Below are 16568 nucleotides of genomic sequence, written 5' to 3' on the forward strand. Positions count from 1 at the left end.
GGTGGCCCCTCAGAAGCCGAGGCCGCGCCGCGCCTCGTCGATCGTCGGCTGGGCCCATCGGCGGTGTTCCTGATCGGCGCTGAGGGACCGCAGGACGGCCCGGTCCAGGTACAGCTGCCCGTCGAGGTGGTCGGTCTCGTGCTGCACGATCCGGGCCGGCCACCCCTCGAACCCGGCGGTGACGGTGATGCCGTCGGGCTGCGTGTAGGTGGCCGTGATGCGGGAGGGGCGCTCGACCACGGCCTGGTAGCCGGGCACGGAGAGGCAGCCCTCGTAGAACGCGGCCCGGGCCCCGTCCGCCGGCTCGTAGCGGGGATTGATGATCACGGTGAAGGGCAGGGGAGTGCGGGCGCGCGCCTCGGCGATCAGCGGGTCCCGGACGCCCGGATCCTCGAGGACGGCGATCCTCAGCGGGATGCCGATCTGCGGGGCGGCGAGGCCGACGCCCGGAGCCTCGTGCATGACGCGCCGCATCGTGGAGATCAGCCGGGCCAGCGTCCCGCTGTCGAGCTGGCCGTCGAAGTCCTGCGCCCGACGGCGCAGGACGGGGTGGCCCGCGCGGACGATCGCGGGCAGGTCCTGGGCCAGGACGGCCTCGACCTGCTCCACGAGGGCCCGGGCCGAGAGCATCGCGGGGCTATCGTTGCCGGGAGCGTTCGCAGTCATCCCTCCAGCAAAGCACAATCCCGGACAGGAACGGGTGCGCTCCCCATTGCCGGTTCCGGGGCGACGACGGAGAATCGGACGTGCTGCCCGGGGGTCGTCCTGAGGCGGCTCCCCGCACGGACACCGGCCGGTCGCGAAGGCGGCGGGCCGCAGGATGGAGACACGATGACCACGGCCACGACGGACGTCCAGCAGGCAGCGGCACACGCGGCGGACAGCCACGACCTCATCCGCGTGCAGGGCGCGCGGGAGAACAACCTCAAGGACATCACGATCGACATCCCGAAGCGGCGGTTGTCGGTCTTCACCGGTGTCTCCGGGTCGGGCAAGAGCTCCCTGGTCTTCGACACGATCGCGGCGGAGTCCCAGCGCATGATCAACGAGACGTACAGCGCCTTCGTGCAGGGCTTCATGCCCACGCTCGCCCGGCCGGAAGTGGACGTCCTCGAGGGGCTGACCACGGCGATCATCGTGGACCAGGAACGCATGGGCGCCAATCCCCGGTCCACGGTCGGCACGGCGACCGATGTGAACGCGATGCTGAGGATCGTGTTCTCGCGTCTGGGTCAGCCCCAGATCGGGTCCCCGCAGGCGTTCTCCTTCAACGTCGCGTCGATCAGCGGTGCCGGCGCCGTCACCATCGAACGCGGAGGCACCACGGTGAAGGAGCGCCGCAGCTTCACGGTCACCGGCGGCATGTGCCCGCGGTGCGAGGGCATGGGCTCCGTCACGGACATGGACCTCACACAGCTCTACGACGACAGCCGGTCGCTGAACGCGGGGGCGCTGACCATCCCCGGGTACAGCATGGAGGGCTGGTACGGGCGGATCTACAGCGCCACGGGCTTCTTCGACGCGGACAAGCCGATCCGGGACTTCACCAAGCGGGAACTGCAGGACCTGCTGTACAAGGAGCCGACGAAGATCAAGGTCGACGGCATCAACATCACCTACGAGGGCCTCGTCCCCAAGATCCAGAAGTCGATGCTCTCCAAGGACCGTGAGGCCATGCAGCCGCACATCCGCGCCTTCGTCGACCGGGCGGTCACGTTCACCACGTGTCCCGACTGCGACGGGACGCGCCTCAGCGAAGCGGCGAGGTCCTCGAGGATCGACGGCGTCAGCATCGCCGACGCCTGCGCCATGCAGATCAGCGATCTCGCGGTGTGGGTCCGGGGGCTCACCGAACCCTCCGTGGCCCCGTTGCTGACCGCGCTGGGGGAGACCCTGGACTCCTTCGTGGAGATCGGCCTCGGCTACCTCAGCCTCGACCGCCCGTCGGGCACCCTCTCGGGAGGCGAGTCCCAGCGGACCAAGATGATCCGGCATCTCGGGTCGTCGCTGACCGACATCACCTACGTCTTCGACGAACCGACGATCGGCCTCCACCCGCACGACATCCAGCGCATGAACGACCTGCTCCTGCGCCTGCGGGACAAGGGCAACACCGTTCTCGTGGTCGAGCACAAGCCCGAGATGATCGCGATCGCCGACCACGTCGTCGACCTCGGCCCGGGTGCGGGGACCGCCGGCGGGACGGTGTGCTTCGAAGGGTCCGTGGACGGACTGCGCCGCAGCGGCACGCTCACCGGCCGGCACCTCGACGACAGGGCGGCACTGAAGGCCGAGGTACGCCCGCGCCAGGGGGAGCTCGAGATCAGGGGGGCGACCTCCCACAACGTGCGCGACGTCGACGTGGACATCCCCCTCGGCGTCCTGTGCGTCATCACCGGCGTCGCCGGGTCGGGCAAGAGTTCCCTGATCCACGGGTCGGTGTCCGGCCGCGACGGGGTGGTCGCGGTGGACCAGACGGCCATCAAGGGGTCTCGCCGCAGCAATCCCGCCACCTACACGGGCATGCTCGAACCGATCCGGAAGGCGTTCGCGAAGGCCAACGGCGTCAAGCCGGCCCTGTTCAGTGCCAACTCCGAGGGGGCGTGCCCCACCTGCAACGGCGCCGGCGTCATCTTCACGGACCTCGCCATGATGGCGGGCGTCGCGACGACCTGCGAGGTCTGCGGCGGCAAGCGGTTCATGGCGGAGGTACTGGAGTACGAGCTCGGCGGGAAGGACATCAGCGAGGTCCTGGCGATGCCCGTCACCGAGGCGACCGAATTCTTCCGGGTCGGCGAGGCGAGGGTGCCCGCCGCCCACGCGATCCTCAGCCGACTCTCCGACGTCGGCCTCGGCTATGTGAGCCTCGGGCAGCCCCTGACCACCCTGTCCGGCGGCGAGCGCCAGCGCCTCAAGCTCGCCACGCACATGGGCGAGAAGGGCGGCGTCCTGGTCCTCGACGAGCCCACCGCCGGTCTGCACCTGGCCGACGTCGAGAATCTGCTCGGGCTGCTCGACCGCCTCGTCGACGCCGGTAGGTCGGTGCTCGTCATCGAGCACCATCAGGCGGTCATGGCGCACGCGGACTGGATCATCGACATCGGACCGGGCGCAGGTCACGACGGCGGCAAGGTCATCTTCGAGGGGACGCCGGCGGACCTCGTCGCCTCCCGACCGACCCTGACGGGTCGGCACCTGGCGGAGTACGTGGGCGCCTGATCCTCGCCGTTCCGGACGGGACCAGCGCTCGCGGACCAGCGGCCACGGAGGAGTAGGTCCGGTGTCCAGGGCGTCGGACGTGCCCTGTGTCTCGTGCGTGCCGATGCCGACGTCGTCCGGGCCTCCGTCGTGCCTGCTCGCGGACGGTACCCCGGGTAGGTGGGCAGTTCGCCGGCGGTTGGAGGATCCCTGCGCTGGGCACCGTACCCCATGCCGCCCGTCCTGCGGGACAGAAGTGACCCGAGCGAGTGATGTGCGTCACCAAGCAAGTAGTCACCACTGTTGTCCGAGTGATTCCCGACACGTCAAATGAGAACCACGCACCACCTGAAGAATTTAGGGGACACCTCGTGATTACTCTGGAACTGGCGAACACCACCGGCCACGCAGTCCACGTTCCTCCGGCGACGCCGCCGTCGCACAGGCTGCAGGTCTCGGTCTTCGGGCCCTTGACGATCCGGCGCGGTGACACGCTGCTGGGCGCCAACGATCTCGGGGGACCCAAGCCTCGCCAGGTCCTCGAGATCCTCCTCATGAACTTCGGCTCGGCGGTGTCCAAGACCCGCATCATGGACCTGCTGTGGGGTGGCAATCATCCGGCCGTCGCGCTCCCCACCCTCGAGAGCTACGTCAGTGTCCTCCGGCGCAACCTGCAGCCCGGGAACGGACGGACAGGTCCCCTGCGGACGGTCACCGGCGGCTACGCCATCGACAGGACCCTGGTGGATCTCGACCTGGACCGGTTCGAGACCCTGACCCGGCTGGCGGGCCAGGCGGATCCCGCGCGGGCACTGGCGCTGTTGACGGAGGCGCTCGAACTGGCCTCTGCTCCGCTGCTCGGCGACGAGTTGCTGCCGGCGTGGGCCGAGGAGGAACGCGCCGGGCACGCAGCGCGGGTCGGCCTGGTGCGCGTCCTGGCTGCCGAAGCAGCGTTGTCGGTGGGGGAGGCAGGGACGGCGATCGCCCTGGCCGGAGCGGCTGCGAAGGAGGATCCCCTCAACGAGCGGGCCTGGACGGCCCTGATCCTCGGTCTTGAGCGGAACGGCGAGAACACCGAAGCACTGCGGGCCTTCGACCGCTGCCGCAGGATCATCGACCGTGAACTCGGCTGCGCGCCGGGACTGGTGCTGAAGGACGCTCACGCCCGGCTCCTGGTGAGCACAGCGACTGCCGGGCCGTCCAACGGCCCCAGGCCCCTTCCCGAGGACACGGTGAGGAGCCCCGTCGCCCTGACCGGCAGGCCGGAAGCGAAGCGCCTGCGGATCCTGATCGTCGATGACCACACGACGTTCTCCGACCTGTTGGCGGGGGCACTGGACCGCGAGCCGGACCTGAAGAGCGTAGGAGCGGCGAAGTCCGTGGCATCCGCTGTGACGATGTTCCGGGACCTCCGGCCCGACGTCGTCATCATGGACCTGTATCTTTCGGACGGTTCCGGGCTCAGCGCCGCGGCACGGATCCTCGCGGAGGCCCCGGGAACCCGGATCGTCATGCTGACCGGCAACCCGTCCCAGCAGGCGCTGAGCGAAGCGGCCCGTATGGGCATCTGCGGCTTCCTCCCGAAGGACGGGGCACTGGGAGTGATGCTGGACACGCTGAGGCACGCGCACGTCGGTGGGATGATCGTGAACCCGTCCCTGGTGGAGAGGTGGGGGCGCAGCGCCTCGTCCGCGCCGGGACCTGCGGGACAGTGACCGGCAGGCCTCCGGTGCGCAGATCCCAGCCGGGGGAGCCCCCGCAGGCCACCGACATCACCCGCGGTGTCGTCGAGCGGCGTGAGGTGAGGGCAGCAGTGGCCCGGTTCCTCACCGCCGGCTTCGTGGCCCTCGTCCTGGTGGCGATCCCCATCGTCTTCTGGGTGCGGGCGGAGGCGGAGCGCCACGCGCTGGCCAATGCACGGGACATCACCCAACGGCTCGCCGACAGCGTCGTCGGGCCGCTCATCACCGATGAGGTCCTCGCCCACGACCCAGCGGCGCTGGAGCTTCTCGAGCAGAGGCTCGCGCCGTGGCTGGCCGAGAGCGGCATGACGAGGATCAAGGTGTGGGACGAGGACGGCCGCGTGGTCTACTCGGATGTCGACTCTCTCATCGGGCGGGATTTCGAGCAGGAGGAGTGGGCGCGGCTGCTGCTCGCAGGTGGGCCGGCCACGGCCACCCTCGAATCCCAGACGGCGGAGGAGAACGAATACGAGGAGGGTTCCGGCGAACTCGTGGAGGTCTACGTCCGCTCCGCTTCACAGAGCGGGGCTCCGATGATCTTCGAGACCTATTCGTCCGGTGACGGGGTGCGCCGCGAGCAGCACGCGGTGCTGATGGGAGTGATCCCGCCGCTCCTGCTGTCACTGGCGGCCCTCCAGCTCACGCAACTGGTCCCGGCGGTCCGCCTGGCGCGGCGGATCCAGGTCCACCAGGCCGCACGGACCGCCCTGCTGCGGTGTGCGATCGAGTCGTCCGACCAGGAGCGTCGGCAGATCGCCGGGGAGCTCCACGACGAGGTGATCCAGGACCTGTCCGGCCTCGCGTATGCGCTGGAGTCCGAGGAGCGCCGAGGCCCCCCTGCGCTGCAGGACGTCTTCATCAACGCCAGGACGATGCTGCAGACCAACATCCGGACCCTGCGGGCCATGACCAGCGAGCTCTATCCCCCCGATCTCGAGGAGCTCGGCCTGGAGGCGTCCCTCAGGCGGCTGGAGGCACCCCTGATCGAGCGCGGCATCGGTCTGACCGTCGAGATACCGGCGAAGCTCGTGCTGGACCGGGACAGGGCAGCTCTGCTCTTCCGCGTGGCACGGGAAGCTCTCGTGAATGTCGGCAAGCATTCCTCGGCGCGATCCGCCGCCATCCGGATCCGGCAGGCCGGCCAGCTCACCGAGATCTCCGTGACGGACGATGGTGTGGGCTTCGACCCGACCGAACCCTGCACGGAGGGCCATCTCGGCCTGCGGATCCTCGGCGACACCATCCGCCAGGCCGGCGGTGCATTCGACGTACGCTCCGCGCCGGGAACCGGAACCGCGGTCATCGCGACCTTCGGCGGAGCCGCAGCGACGCCGCACGCCGACGTGCGCACGGCGTCGTGGTCGCTCCCGGATCTCGTGATGGCTCGAGCCCGTCTGATGTTCCTGGCCTGGAGGTCGTGAACGGTCCCTGGTCGAGCCATCCGCAGCGAGGACCTTCGGGTCGCTCCCACGGGCGGCCCAGCGGTTCGAACAGGCCATCGCCTTCCAACACCGCCCGGATCGGGGCCCTGCCGTCGTGGGACCCCCAGCACCGTCTCCTGTTCGTGCTGTTCCACACCGCTGGCCCCGTGCGCCCGCCAGAGATCGCCCATCGCCTGTGAGCCCCTGGAATGCGCCTGGAATGCGCCGAACCGTGCCTGAACGGTCGGACTTCCCGAGTGCGCCCGGTCGCTCCTCGGCAGGCCTCCGCCGCCCGGAACCCGGGTGCGGGCGCTCGGTCCGCACAGCTCGGTCATGGCTTCCCTCCGAGGCGCCCGCCGGCTTCCGCCGGCTCCCGGCATCTCCCGGCCACTCCGTCCGGGGGAGGGGCCGATCGGCTCCGAAGCCCGGCCCACGGGCGGAGGCGGACCCTGCGACTCCCCGGGAGCAGTGTCCGGCCCATGGCGGGTGCTCCGGCACGAGCTCGCTCCGGGTGCCCGGAGGTGCGGCAGGCAGCCGGTAGCGGAACGCGAAGCAGCCCGGTGGTTCCCGGCACGGTGCCGGGAACCACCGGGCTGCGGTGGTGGAACGTCCTGCCTACTTGTTCGCCGTGGCCACCGGGCCGGCGGTGCCTCCCAGCGTTGACTCGATCCAGAGACTGCCGGGGTTGACAGTGCCCGCGGCTGCATTGCGTAGCCGCAGGGAGTAGGCGCCGCCGGTAGCGGGGGCGGCGGCTGCAGTCACATTCACCTGGCCGAGCACGCGGCCCGTCGGACCGCCGACGCGGATCGTGACGATGCCGCCGATGACGTTGCTGGTGCCGCTGACCCTCAGGTCGCCGCTCCTCCACTGCGCCGAACCGATGGTGACCTTGTCCGGTACGGGCGTCACCTTGACCTCATCGGTCCGCACGGTGGCGCCGACGGTGACCGTGAGACGGAAGGTGAGCGGGTTGTTGGTCATCGGGGACTTGTAGACCGGCAGGCTGAACGTCGACTTGAGTGCCGTGCCCCCGGTGAGGGTGACCCTGTCCGGATCTGCAGGTCCGGTGAGGACCTGCTCCCACCGGTAGGTGGCGCCGGCGGTCGAGGAGCCGGTGCCGTCCAGGCTGACGACCCTGGCGGTCGTCTGGCGTGCAACCGCCTGGTCCGGCCCTGCGATCGCGACGACGGCACCGCGGACGGTGACGGGGTCGCTCTTCGGGGATTCAGGGCCTGCCCCGTTGGTGTTGCTGGCACTGACGGTGAACTGATAGGTGGTGTCGCCGTTGAGGCCGTCGTACAGCAGCGTGTTCACCGTCCCGGCCACCGTCTTCGGAGCCCCGAATGCTGTGCCGTCGGCTGTGTAGGCCTGGACCGTGTAGCCCGTGATGGTCAGTCCGGGCGCACCGGGGTCCGGCGCAGCCCAGGTTACTTCCGCCGTGCCCTGCCCGGCCTTCGGCGCCGCGGCGAATGCCGGGGCGGCCGGTACGGGATCGTTGGTGATGACGAAGGCGACGCTGCCGTTCTCGGAGACATTGCCCGAGGGATCGACGGCGGCGAAGGTGACGGTGCTGGTCTCGGCGACGTCGACCGGTCCCGTGTAGAGGAGCGAGCCCGGGGCGCTGGCGTCACCGGACACAGGGTCCGTCCCATCCACCGTGTAGTAGATGTCGCTGCCCGCTTCGTTCGCGCTCAGCGTCAGCTTCTGTGCCACGGAGAAGGTCCCGCCACGGGGGGAGGCGGACACGGACGGGGCGGTCGAGTCGGTGACGGCGGTGGCATGCACGGCAGGGAAGGTCTCACCGACGCTGCTGACGGAGGTGACGTAGACGTCGTACTCCTCCTCGGCGTCCAGGCCCTTGATGGTCGTGCTCGAGGCCTTCGGGTCGCTGATCCGCACGCCGGATTCCACCTGCTCCGTTCCGACGACGGTCTTGGCGACGGCTGTGACGCGGTAGCCGGTGATCGGCGGCGTACCGGGGATGGCCTGTGCCGGCGTCCAGTGCACCTTCACTTCGCCGGCGACCTCGGCGGCGGAGATGTCGGTAGGGCCTGCGGGGCCCGACTGCAGGGGCCCGTTCGGGCACCCGCCCATCCCGGGTCCACCGAGCTCACCGAATTCGGCGATGGTCAGGCCCTGCCGGTTGTCGTCGGCATCCCGTTCCTGCCAGGCCATGGCGCGTGCGCCGCCGGCACCCGCGGCGATCTCGGCGGCGGCGGGATCGTCGAAGATGTAGGTGGCGGTGAAGGTGTTCGGCCCGTCGAGGCCGAATTCGAGCCGTGACTGGTAGCCGTCCTCCGCTGTGAGCGGTCCGGAGATCGCACGGGCGTCACGCCGCCCGACGCTCGTGTCCTTGAGGGCGGGCTCGACGATGCGTTGTTCCATCTGGTCGGTGTTGACCCCGTCTGCCACATGGCCCCTGACGGTCACGGTGTTGCCGTTCAGGACGGAGGGGGCGGTGACGTACGTGTCCTGGACGGTCGTGGCTCCTGCCTCGATGCCGCCGAACTTGATGGAGACGGTGTCACCGGGCCGGATGTCGGGGGTGACGTTCAGGCCCGTCCCGGCACCCCAGCAGACGCCGCCGGGGTGGTTGATCTCGAACGCCACGTCACCGGCCCCGACGACGCCCTGGGCAGAGCCGACCACGCCGGCTCCTGGCCGGCGAACCTCGACGGTGGCCGTCTGGCCCGTCCGGTCCTGGTAGCCCTCGATGGTGACGAAGTCCCGATCAGGGAAGACGACCAGGTTGTCGGGGAAAGCAGGCACGGCCGCATTGGCCGCGGGGACGGCCAGAAGGGACGTTGCGCCGAGGACGGCGGATACCGTCACGACGATCGCGGTCCGTCCGTAGCCCTGGACGCGGGACCTCGATTGCCCCGGTTCGTGTAGTGCAGATTTCATGACATCCTCACTGATCCTCGGTGCGTGAGGGGTTCACGCATGGCCACAAGCTAGGGCGGCCACCTTGCGGAAATGCTGTCGGACGACCCGGCTCGAGAAGGACCGCCACGCATCGACTCGGATGCCTCACCCTCCCCGTGCCGATCCCTAGGGATTCCCTAGGAGACCGGGCGACAGTAGCGGGCATGGAGACCACAGCACCCACGAATCCCCCCGTATCGATCGCGCCGGCAACGCCCAGGCGCTGGAGGTTCCTCGTCCCGATCATCCTGCTCGCCCTCGTCGGCGCCGTGGTCGTGAACGTCCTCCTGGCGGCCCCCCGCACGCCACCGGCTCTCCTGGGGGCGTCGGCCGACGTCTCCGGCGGACTTGCCCGCATCCAGGGAGTCCTACCGACCGAGAGCGACGGGTGGGCGCCTCCAGGACCCGCTGCGCTCGCGGACCCGTCCGGTGCGGGCCTCCACCGGGTCCGCATCCTGGTGGAGCTCACGGCGATGGAGGAGGACGGCCTGTCCTTCGACCCGGCCGAGTACACGGTCTCGGCCCTCGGCGGCGGGACGTGGGAGGCGGTGTGGTCGGCTCCTGCTCCCACGCAGGCGCGTCAGGGGGAGACCATCGATGCGGTGCTCGTGTTCGAGCTCCCGGACCAGGCCATCGACCTGACGCTCGACGTGCCCGGGGGAGCCGGCCTGTCGCTCGGAGCGGGGCACCACCGGGGCAGCGATTAGCCCGACCTCCTGTTCCCCGGGCCCGCCTGGAGGGTTACAGGGAATTCCCAAGGCAAGGCGGTTCGGGTGCAGGGAATTCCCAAGCCCGCTTCGGCACAGTCGGCGTACTGAACAAAGGAGACCCAACATGTCAATATCACGTCGTCAGGTTCTGCTGATCGGTGGACTCGGAACCCTCGGAGTCGGAGGCGCGATGATCCCGACCCGGTCGGTGGAGGCGAAGTCCGCCAGCCGCCTCAGCGACCGGGAGATGCCCCGGCCGTTCCAGGTCCCCTTCGTTCAGGCACCGATCCTCCAGCCGTACAGCACCGGGATCGACCCTGCGGACGGGCGGCCCGTCAACCACTACCGGCTGACGCAGAAGGCGGCCATGGCAAGCATCCTCCCGCGGCTCACCACGCCCATCCTCGGCTACAACGGGCTGTTCCCGGGGCCGACCATCAGTCTGGACCAGGGCACGAAGGCCGTCATCAGGATGCGCAACCAGCTGCCGGCCCAGCACTCGCTGGACGGACACGCCCTGTCGACGTCGACCCACCTGCACGGGTCCGCGTCGCTGCCCCAGTACGACGGGTACGCCAGCGACATCACGCATCCCGGGTTCTACAAGGACTACTACTACCCCAACTTCCAGCCGGCCCGCACGCTGTGGTACCACGACCACGGCGTGCACTTCACGGCCCTGAACGCGTACTCCGGCCTCGCCGCCCAGTACCACATGCACGATCCCATCGAACGGCAGCTGCTGCCGCAGGGCCGCTACGACGTCGCCGTGACCATCAGCGACGCGATGTTCGCGCAGAACGGGGCCCTGGGGTACGACGACAACAGCCATTCGGGGCTCTGGGGCGACGTGATCCTGGTCAACGGCAAACCGTGGCCGGTGATGAAGGTGCAGAAGCGTGTGTATCGCTTCCGGATCCTGAACTCCTCCATCTCCCGTTCCCTGCGACCGACGCTCAGCACCGGTGACCCCCTGGTCATCGTGGGCACCGATGGTGGCCTGATGCCGGCGGCGCAGAGCGTCGCGAACTACCGGCACGCAGGCGCGGAGCGCTACGAGGTCCTCATCGACTTCAGGAAGTACAGGACGGGCCAGCGGATCGAGCTCCGGAACCTGTCGAACAAGAACAACGTCGACTACGACTTCACGAACCGGATCATGGCCTTCGACGTCACCGACGAGCCAGTGGACACCACCGACCCCACCTGGAACCGGATCCCGACGACCCTGGTCGGCAGCGAGGCCATGTCGCTGGTGCCGAAGCAGTCGGTGAAGACCCGTTCGTTCCGGGTCAAGCGCAACGACAGGACCAACCTGTGGACCATCAACGACGACAGCTGGCAGGACGTCATCGCCAGCGGCTACCGGAAGGTCGTCGCCGATCCCGCACTCAACGCCGTGGAGATCTGGGAGATCGAGAACAAATCGGGCGGGTGGTTCCACCCGCTCCACATCCACCTCGTGGACTTCCAGGTCCTCAGCCGCAACGGCAAGGCGCCGTTCGCCTACGAGCGGGGCCCGAAGGACGTGGTGTACGTGGGGGAGGGCGAGACCGTCCGGCTGCTGATGAAGTTCACCCCCCACGCGGGGGTCTACATGATGCACTGCCACAACCTGCCGCACGAGGACCACGACATGATGGCCCAGTTCCGGGTCGGCCTGAAGCCCAGCGACCTGGACCCCAACGACCCCATGACGGCGGCCAGGGCCGAGTGGGACGACGAGGACTGACGACGGACCGGGAGGCGCGCGGCAACCGCTGGCTGCGCGCCCCGGTGCCGTTGCCGCAGGAACGCGTCACCGCGAGCCGCCGGCGGCGTCTCGTCGCCGGGGCCCTCATGTTCGCCCTGGTCCTCGCTGCGGTCCGGGCGTGGGTCGTCGAGCCGCTCACGGTCTCGTCGGACAGCATGGAGCCGGCCATCCGGTCGGGCGCCGTCGTGCTCCTGTTCAAGCCCGGTGCCGCCGTCGGCCCGATCCGCAACGGAGACGTGATCGCTTTCACCGATCCCGCCGACGGCCGGACGGCCATCAAACGTGTCGTCGCGGGGGAGGGGCAGACCGTCGCGATCCGCGACGCGGAACTGTACGTCGACGACGTCGTCGTCCCGGAGCCGTCGATCGACCACAGCCGTATCGACGCGACCTACTTCGGGCCGGTGACGGTACCGCCCGGCACCGTGTTCGTGCTGGGTGACAATCGCGGTGTGTCGATCGATTCCCGGGATTACGGGCCCGTGCCGCTGACGGCGGTCCAGGGCACCCTGGTCCGGTGACCGGAGGACGACGGCGTAGGGTGCAGCACGCTTGACGCGCAGCCAAACGGCGGAATGTCGTCGTGGTGAATCGACCACTACGACCGCCACGCCACGGTCCTCTTCGCCAAACACGGGCCCTTCGGAGAATGCGGAACCACCCACGTATCCAAGACTGCTCGGCGGATCCTCGTTTCAGAGCCACCACCTGAAAATTGGGAATGGTAGGCAAACGTTCTGGGGCAAGTAGACGGGTCCCAGGTATCGAGCATGAGGGGGTGCCTAGGAACTGAACGGGGGTGTGGCCGTGACGACGTTGACAGCCCTTTCGGCCACGACCTGCGCGTCGGTTCCCGAGTCCCGGCGTCGACCATGACGGTTGTGACGGCCCGATCATCAGATGCCTCTGCCCTCAGCAGGGCGTCCACTTGTGCCTCGAAGCAGGAGTCACTCGGCATGGAGTGCACGTCCAGCGCCACAACGTGGTTGGTGGAGACGATGTTGCCTGCCCCCGAGACCAGCCGGATGATCACCGGCGTCGCACCTGTCGGTTCGATGTCTTGCACGTCGATGATCTGGGAGATCGCGAGTCATTACTCGTTGATGGGCCGTCGGCGTTGCCGCTTAGTCGCGGATCGCTGCTGTTTGTAAGCGGAACGGCGACGTTCCGAGCCGCGCGTGGGACGGGTCGCTCGGCGCGGAGGGGGCGGAGGGGTTAGTGCGGCGGCCACAATTTCGCGGAGCGCCTTGAGAGCGATTTCGCGGTTACGCAACTGGGAGCGCTGCTCCGACACCGTCACCGTGATCGCGCTCGAGCCAGAGCTTCGGGCGAGTCGGTGAACGATTCGCAGCCGTTGCTCATCGCTTAGCGCCGACGACTCCGATGCCATCCAGGTGAGGTGCACCCGACTGTCAGAGGTGTTGACGTGCTGCCCGCCAGGCCCGGACGACCTGGAGAACTTCCACCTCAATTCGGTCGCCGGAATGATCAAGTCCGATGTCACTTCAAGATCCACGCAGTAAGCGTGGCACGCCAGGAGTGTCTGGCGGCAGTCGTCGACTACTCGACGTTGTTCCATCAACGACTGGACCGTGCACGGCAGCGACCGCGCCGCTCCGCGACCGGCGGTTGTACCGTCGCTCGGAAAAGCTTGCTCAAGAATTCGTCATCGGATGCACCGATAACCTCGTGTTATGTTGACGGGGGCTGGGACATGGTGTCCGGCAAGCGGTTCACCCACAGGTGGACGGCCTTGAGCTCTACCCTTCGGGCTCCACCCGCCCACAGGTGGATGACCTGCCGAATGTGAGCGACAAGTGTTTGGGCTGTCACCGATGTTCTAATGCCACTTCCACGCTGCTAGGCCCGCAGTCTGTCGTCAGTGAGCTAAAGCGCCCTGGAAAGTATGCAGGTCCCTTGCTCGCTCGAGGTGAGCCTTCCCCTTATCAATTACTTGATAAGCAAATTTTTTTGTATCAATGTGTATAGCAACTAGGGCGGTAAAACTTCAGTTAGTCGGTTCTTGCGTCCTCTCCGGCCATGCTCCGGTCTCGAAGAAATCGTGAAGAATTGTGAGAGCCAGCGACGGGTCTAAACCTTTACGTGCAAGCCAGGAGTGGTCGTTGTACGTGGCCGCGTAGCGGTCGCCGGAGTCGCACATCAGCGAGACAATGCTTCCCGGGCGGCCGTCAGCGACGAGATCCGCGACCAACTGCCATACGCCCCAGAGGTTGGTGCCCGTCGAGGGTCCGGCGTGCAGTCCGGTGAGTGTCCGCAAGTGCTGGGCGGCGGCGACTGATGCGGCGTCCGGTACCTGAATCATTGCGTCGATGACGGATGGCACGAAGCTCGGTTCGAGACGCGGCCGGCCGATGCCCTCGATACGGGAGGGACGGCCAGTCGGGTTTGAGCCCGGGTGTGCCCATGCCGGATAGAACGCCGAGTGCTCAGGGTCGACGACGGCGAGGCGGGTCGGGTGACGGTGGTAGCGCAGATACCGGCCAATCGTCGCGCTCGTCCCGCCGGTCCCGGCCCCCACAACGATCCAGGCTGGCAGCGGATGAGGCTCGAGAGCGAGCTGCTCGAAAATGGACTGCGCAATGTTGTTGTTGCCGCGCCAGTCGGTGGCTCGCTCGGCGAAGGTGAACTGGTCCATGTAATGACCTCCTGTCTCACGCGCCACCTCCTCTGCACGTGCGTAGACATCGGAGGCTTGCTCAACGAACCGGCACTTCCCGCCGTATTGCTGGATCAGCGCGACCTTCTCCGGGCTCGTCGTCGTTGTCATCACGGCGATGAATGGCAAGCCCAGCAACTGAGCGAAGTACGCCTCGGACACTGCCGTCGAGCCGCTGGACGCCTCCACGATTGTGGTTCCTTCCGTGATCCAGCCGTTGACGAGGCCGAAAAGGAACAAGGACCGCGCGAGCCTGTGTTTGAGGCTGCCGGTCCGGTGCGTGGACTCGTCCTTGAGGTACACCTGCACGCCCCAGTGTTCGGGAAGCGGTACGGCGAAAAGGTGCGTGTCCGCCGACCGGTTGCCTTCGGCCTCAATACGCCGAACAGCTTCATCGGACCACGATCTGTCGGCAGCGGTGAATCTAGGCACTGCGTCAGCCTACAAGCCAGTCCTGAAGCTCGTTGAGGTCGGAGCTATCAGCAACTGTCCGCGTTGTTCGGTGATGAGGAAGGACTGGTACCGCTCGTCCTAGCGGCGCTTCCGACTCGTCCTTGCAATCGCCGATAGCCTGCCTCACGACGGCTGGCACTAACCGCTTCTACATACAGGCGCGGCAGTTGGACTCATGAGCAGCAGTCATGGGCGGGCGTTCTACAAATCGCTGCCTTCTCATGCACGACCTCCTTTGTGGGCCCTCCAGCTGCTCTCAGTGATTTCAGGGCTTCTTCCGCGCCCTGAAATAGGGAAGACTAGCCGGAAAGCGCTATCCCGAGGAGGCTTCATGCCGGATTCAAGCACCCAGCCAGGAGTGCGGGACGAAGGTACCCGTAGGGGCGTGCCCAAGCGAGCCGGGATGCTGGTCTGTGCGCTTGTCATGTTGCAGGTGATCTGGCCCTTGACGATGGATCTCTACCTTCCTTCGTTTACCGTTATTCGCCGAGACCTCGGAACGGGCGAGGCAGGCGTTCAACTGACATTGACTGCCGCCTTCGTTGGGATGGGTATCGGGCAGTTGGCGTCAGGTCCTGTGTCCGATGCGGTGGGGCGCGCACGGCCACTGGCTGTGATGATCGTTCTCTACTGCGTGGCGACGGCGTCCTGCGCTGTGGCACCGTCCATCGAGTGGTTGATCACCAGCCGTGCGTTCCAGGGGATGGGATCCGCTGCCTGCGCGGTTTTGGCGATTGCTATCGTTCGTGACCTGTACACGGGCAAGCAATTGATGGTGTTCCTTGCCCGACTCTCCATTGCTTCGGGTGTCTTCGTCGTTCTGTCACCTGCTTTGGGGGCTCAGCTGCTACAAGTGGTGGGTTGGCGAGGAATTTTTTGGGTCCTTCTTGGGTACGGGGTGGTGCTGCTGTGCGTTGCCGGAGTGATCTTGCTGCGAAACGAGACGCATACCGTTGAGCGACGCCAGCTTCGCAAGAGCCTGCGCTTGCGCGATGACTACCGCAGCCTCCTGTCTGATGGACAATTCCGTTCCCTGGCCGTGGCGGGAGGATTCCTGTTCGCCGCGATGATGTCCTATATGGCGGGCAGTGCATTCCTGCTGCAGGACGTTTTCGGGTTGAGCCCAGCGGAGTACGGACTCATGTTCGGGGCGCAGGGCGCCCTGATGGTGGTGGGCGCGCAGATCGGCGGCGTGATAGCTCAACGCTCTTCACCGGTGCTCGTAATCCGCGTTGGGGCTTTCGCGTTGGTGACAGCACTGGGGATCCTGGTCTTGAGTGTCGGTCTTGCGCCCGGGCTCGGGGTGTGGGGTTTGACCGTTCCCATCATGGCGTTCACTACCTCGTTCGGGTTGGTCAGCCCGGCGATTCAAGCGACCGCCCTGGAACATCATGGGTTGCGTGCTGGTACGGCAGCCTCGCTCCTTGGAGCGGCAAACATGACAGGATCAGCTCTAATCGCACCTGTCTCGGGTGCGTTTGGGTTGTCGTCGCCCCTGCCTACCGCCGTCGTCATGGCGACCTGCGTGCTGATCGCCGGCGCCCTCCTGCTCATCGGAACACGGAAGGCAGGCGAGGCAGCGAAAAGACCGGGGGCTCATCCCGACGGTGGTCAACGCCCGGTGCACGCTCCACCAGCCACTATCAACCGGTCATGACAGTGCCGCAGTGTCCATGAAGTACAGACCTA

At 67.5% G+C, this 16568-nt stretch carries 11 protein-coding genes and 1 pseudogene; 7 read left to right on the top strand and 5 right to left on the bottom strand.

Annotated elements, in window-relative coordinates:
• Window positions 1-9: 9 nt before the first annotated feature.
• The gene (locus CXQ97_RS04740; protein ID WP_258062261.1) at window positions 10-666 is read right to left on the bottom strand and encodes a peptide deformylase; all 657 of its coding nucleotides are present in this window, start codon (window positions 664-666) and stop codon (window positions 10-12) included.
• A gap of 165 nt (window positions 667-831) precedes the next feature.
• On the opposite strand from CXQ97_RS04740, the gene CXQ97_RS04745 reads away from it, so the two are divergent.
• The 3 genes from CXQ97_RS04745 (at window position 832) to CXQ97_RS04755 (ending at window position 6361) form a co-directional block, all read left to right on the top strand.
• On the top strand, window positions 832-3219 hold the full coding sequence (locus tag CXQ97_RS04745) for an excinuclease ABC subunit UvrA (RefSeq protein WP_104179679.1): 2388 nt from the start codon (window positions 832-834) through the stop codon (window positions 3217-3219).
• Between the two features lie 350 nt (window positions 3220-3569).
• Window positions 3570-4913: a BTAD domain-containing putative transcriptional regulator gene (locus CXQ97_RS04750; RefSeq protein ID WP_258062264.1), complete on the top strand. Its 1344-nt coding sequence runs from the start codon at window positions 3570-3572 to the stop codon at window positions 4911-4913.
• A gap of 14 nt (window positions 4914-4927) precedes the next feature.
• Window positions 4928-6361: a sensor histidine kinase gene (locus tag CXQ97_RS04755; RefSeq protein ID WP_258062265.1), complete on the top strand. Its 1434-nt coding sequence runs from the start codon at window positions 4928-4930 to the stop codon at window positions 6359-6361.
• Between the two features lie 615 nt (window positions 6362-6976).
• Here the strand turns inward: CXQ97_RS04755 and CXQ97_RS04760 are convergent.
• Window positions 6977-9265 carry a fibronectin type III domain-containing protein gene (locus CXQ97_RS04760; RefSeq protein WP_104179681.1) on the bottom strand — a complete coding sequence of 763 codons (2289 nt, stop codon included), beginning with the start codon at window positions 9263-9265 and terminating at the stop codon, window positions 6977-6979.
• A 185-nt stretch (window positions 9266-9450) separates the two neighbouring features.
• On the opposite strand from CXQ97_RS04760, the gene CXQ97_RS04765 reads away from it, so the two are divergent.
• The 3 genes from CXQ97_RS04765 (at window position 9451) to lepB (ending at window position 12270) form a co-directional block, all read left to right on the top strand.
• Window positions 9451-9993, top strand: coding sequence for a hypothetical protein (locus CXQ97_RS04765; RefSeq protein ID WP_104179682.1), 543 nt, complete (start codon window positions 9451-9453; stop codon window positions 9991-9993).
• A gap of 127 nt (window positions 9994-10120) precedes the next feature.
• Window positions 10121-11728 carry a multicopper oxidase family protein gene (locus CXQ97_RS04770; RefSeq protein WP_104179683.1) on the top strand — a complete coding sequence of 536 codons (1608 nt, stop codon included), beginning with the start codon at window positions 10121-10123 and terminating at the stop codon, window positions 11726-11728.
• Window positions 11710-12270 carry a signal peptidase I gene (gene lepB, locus CXQ97_RS04775; protein ID WP_258062266.1) on the top strand — a complete coding sequence of 187 codons (561 nt, stop codon included), beginning with the start codon at window positions 11710-11712 and terminating at the stop codon, window positions 12268-12270. Before CXQ97_RS04770 ends, lepB begins: the two co-directional genes overlap by 19 nt.
• 261 nt (window positions 12271-12531) lie before the next feature.
• On the opposite strand, the pseudogene CXQ97_RS20245 reads toward lepB, so the two are convergent.
• The 3 genes and pseudogenes from CXQ97_RS20245 to CXQ97_RS04785 form a co-directional block, all read right to left on the bottom strand.
• Window positions 12532-12830 (bottom strand): annotated as a pseudogene (locus tag CXQ97_RS20245) (right-handed parallel beta-helix repeat-containing protein); the annotation flags it as partial.
• 12 nt (window positions 12831-12842) lie between these two features.
• A complete protein-coding gene (gene arfB, locus CXQ97_RS04780) occupies window positions 12843-13265 on the bottom strand; it encodes an alternative ribosome rescue aminoacyl-tRNA hydrolase ArfB (protein WP_104179862.1) in 423 nt (140 codons plus the stop codon).
• Between the two features lie 492 nt (window positions 13266-13757).
• Entirely contained in the window at window positions 13758-14858 is a 1101-nt protein-coding gene (locus tag CXQ97_RS04785; protein ID WP_104179684.1) for a PLP-dependent cysteine synthase family protein, read from the bottom strand.
• 406 nt (window positions 14859-15264) lie between these two features.
• On the opposite strand from CXQ97_RS04785, the gene CXQ97_RS04790 reads away from it, so the two are divergent.
• Window positions 15265-16536, top strand: coding sequence for a multidrug effflux MFS transporter (locus CXQ97_RS04790; RefSeq protein WP_181034974.1), 1272 nt, complete (start codon window positions 15265-15267; stop codon window positions 16534-16536).
• The last annotated feature ends 32 nt before the right edge of the window (window positions 16537-16568 follow it).

This window comes from Arthrobacter sp. B0490, from assembly GCF_002929355.1.
Taxonomy (GTDB): Bacteria; Actinomycetota; Actinomycetes; order Actinomycetales; family Micrococcaceae; genus Arthrobacter_D.

Coding starts and splice junctions, on each gene's coding strand:
- CXQ97_RS04740 (WP_258062261.1), bottom strand. CDS start 666: ATGACTGCGAACGCTCCCGGCAACGATAGCCCCGCGATGCTCTCGGCC.
- CXQ97_RS04745 (WP_104179679.1), top strand. CDS start 832: ATGACCACGGCCACGACGGACGTCCAGCAGGCAGCGGCACACGCGGCG.
- CXQ97_RS04760 (WP_104179681.1), bottom strand. CDS start 9,265: ATGAAATCTGCACTACACGAACCGGGGCAATCGAGGTCCCGCGTCCAG.
- CXQ97_RS04765 (WP_104179682.1), top strand. CDS start 9,451: ATGGAGACCACAGCACCCACGAATCCCCCCGTATCGATCGCGCCGGCA.
- CXQ97_RS04770 (WP_104179683.1), top strand. CDS start 10,121: ATGTCAATATCACGTCGTCAGGTTCTGCTGATCGGTGGACTCGGAACC.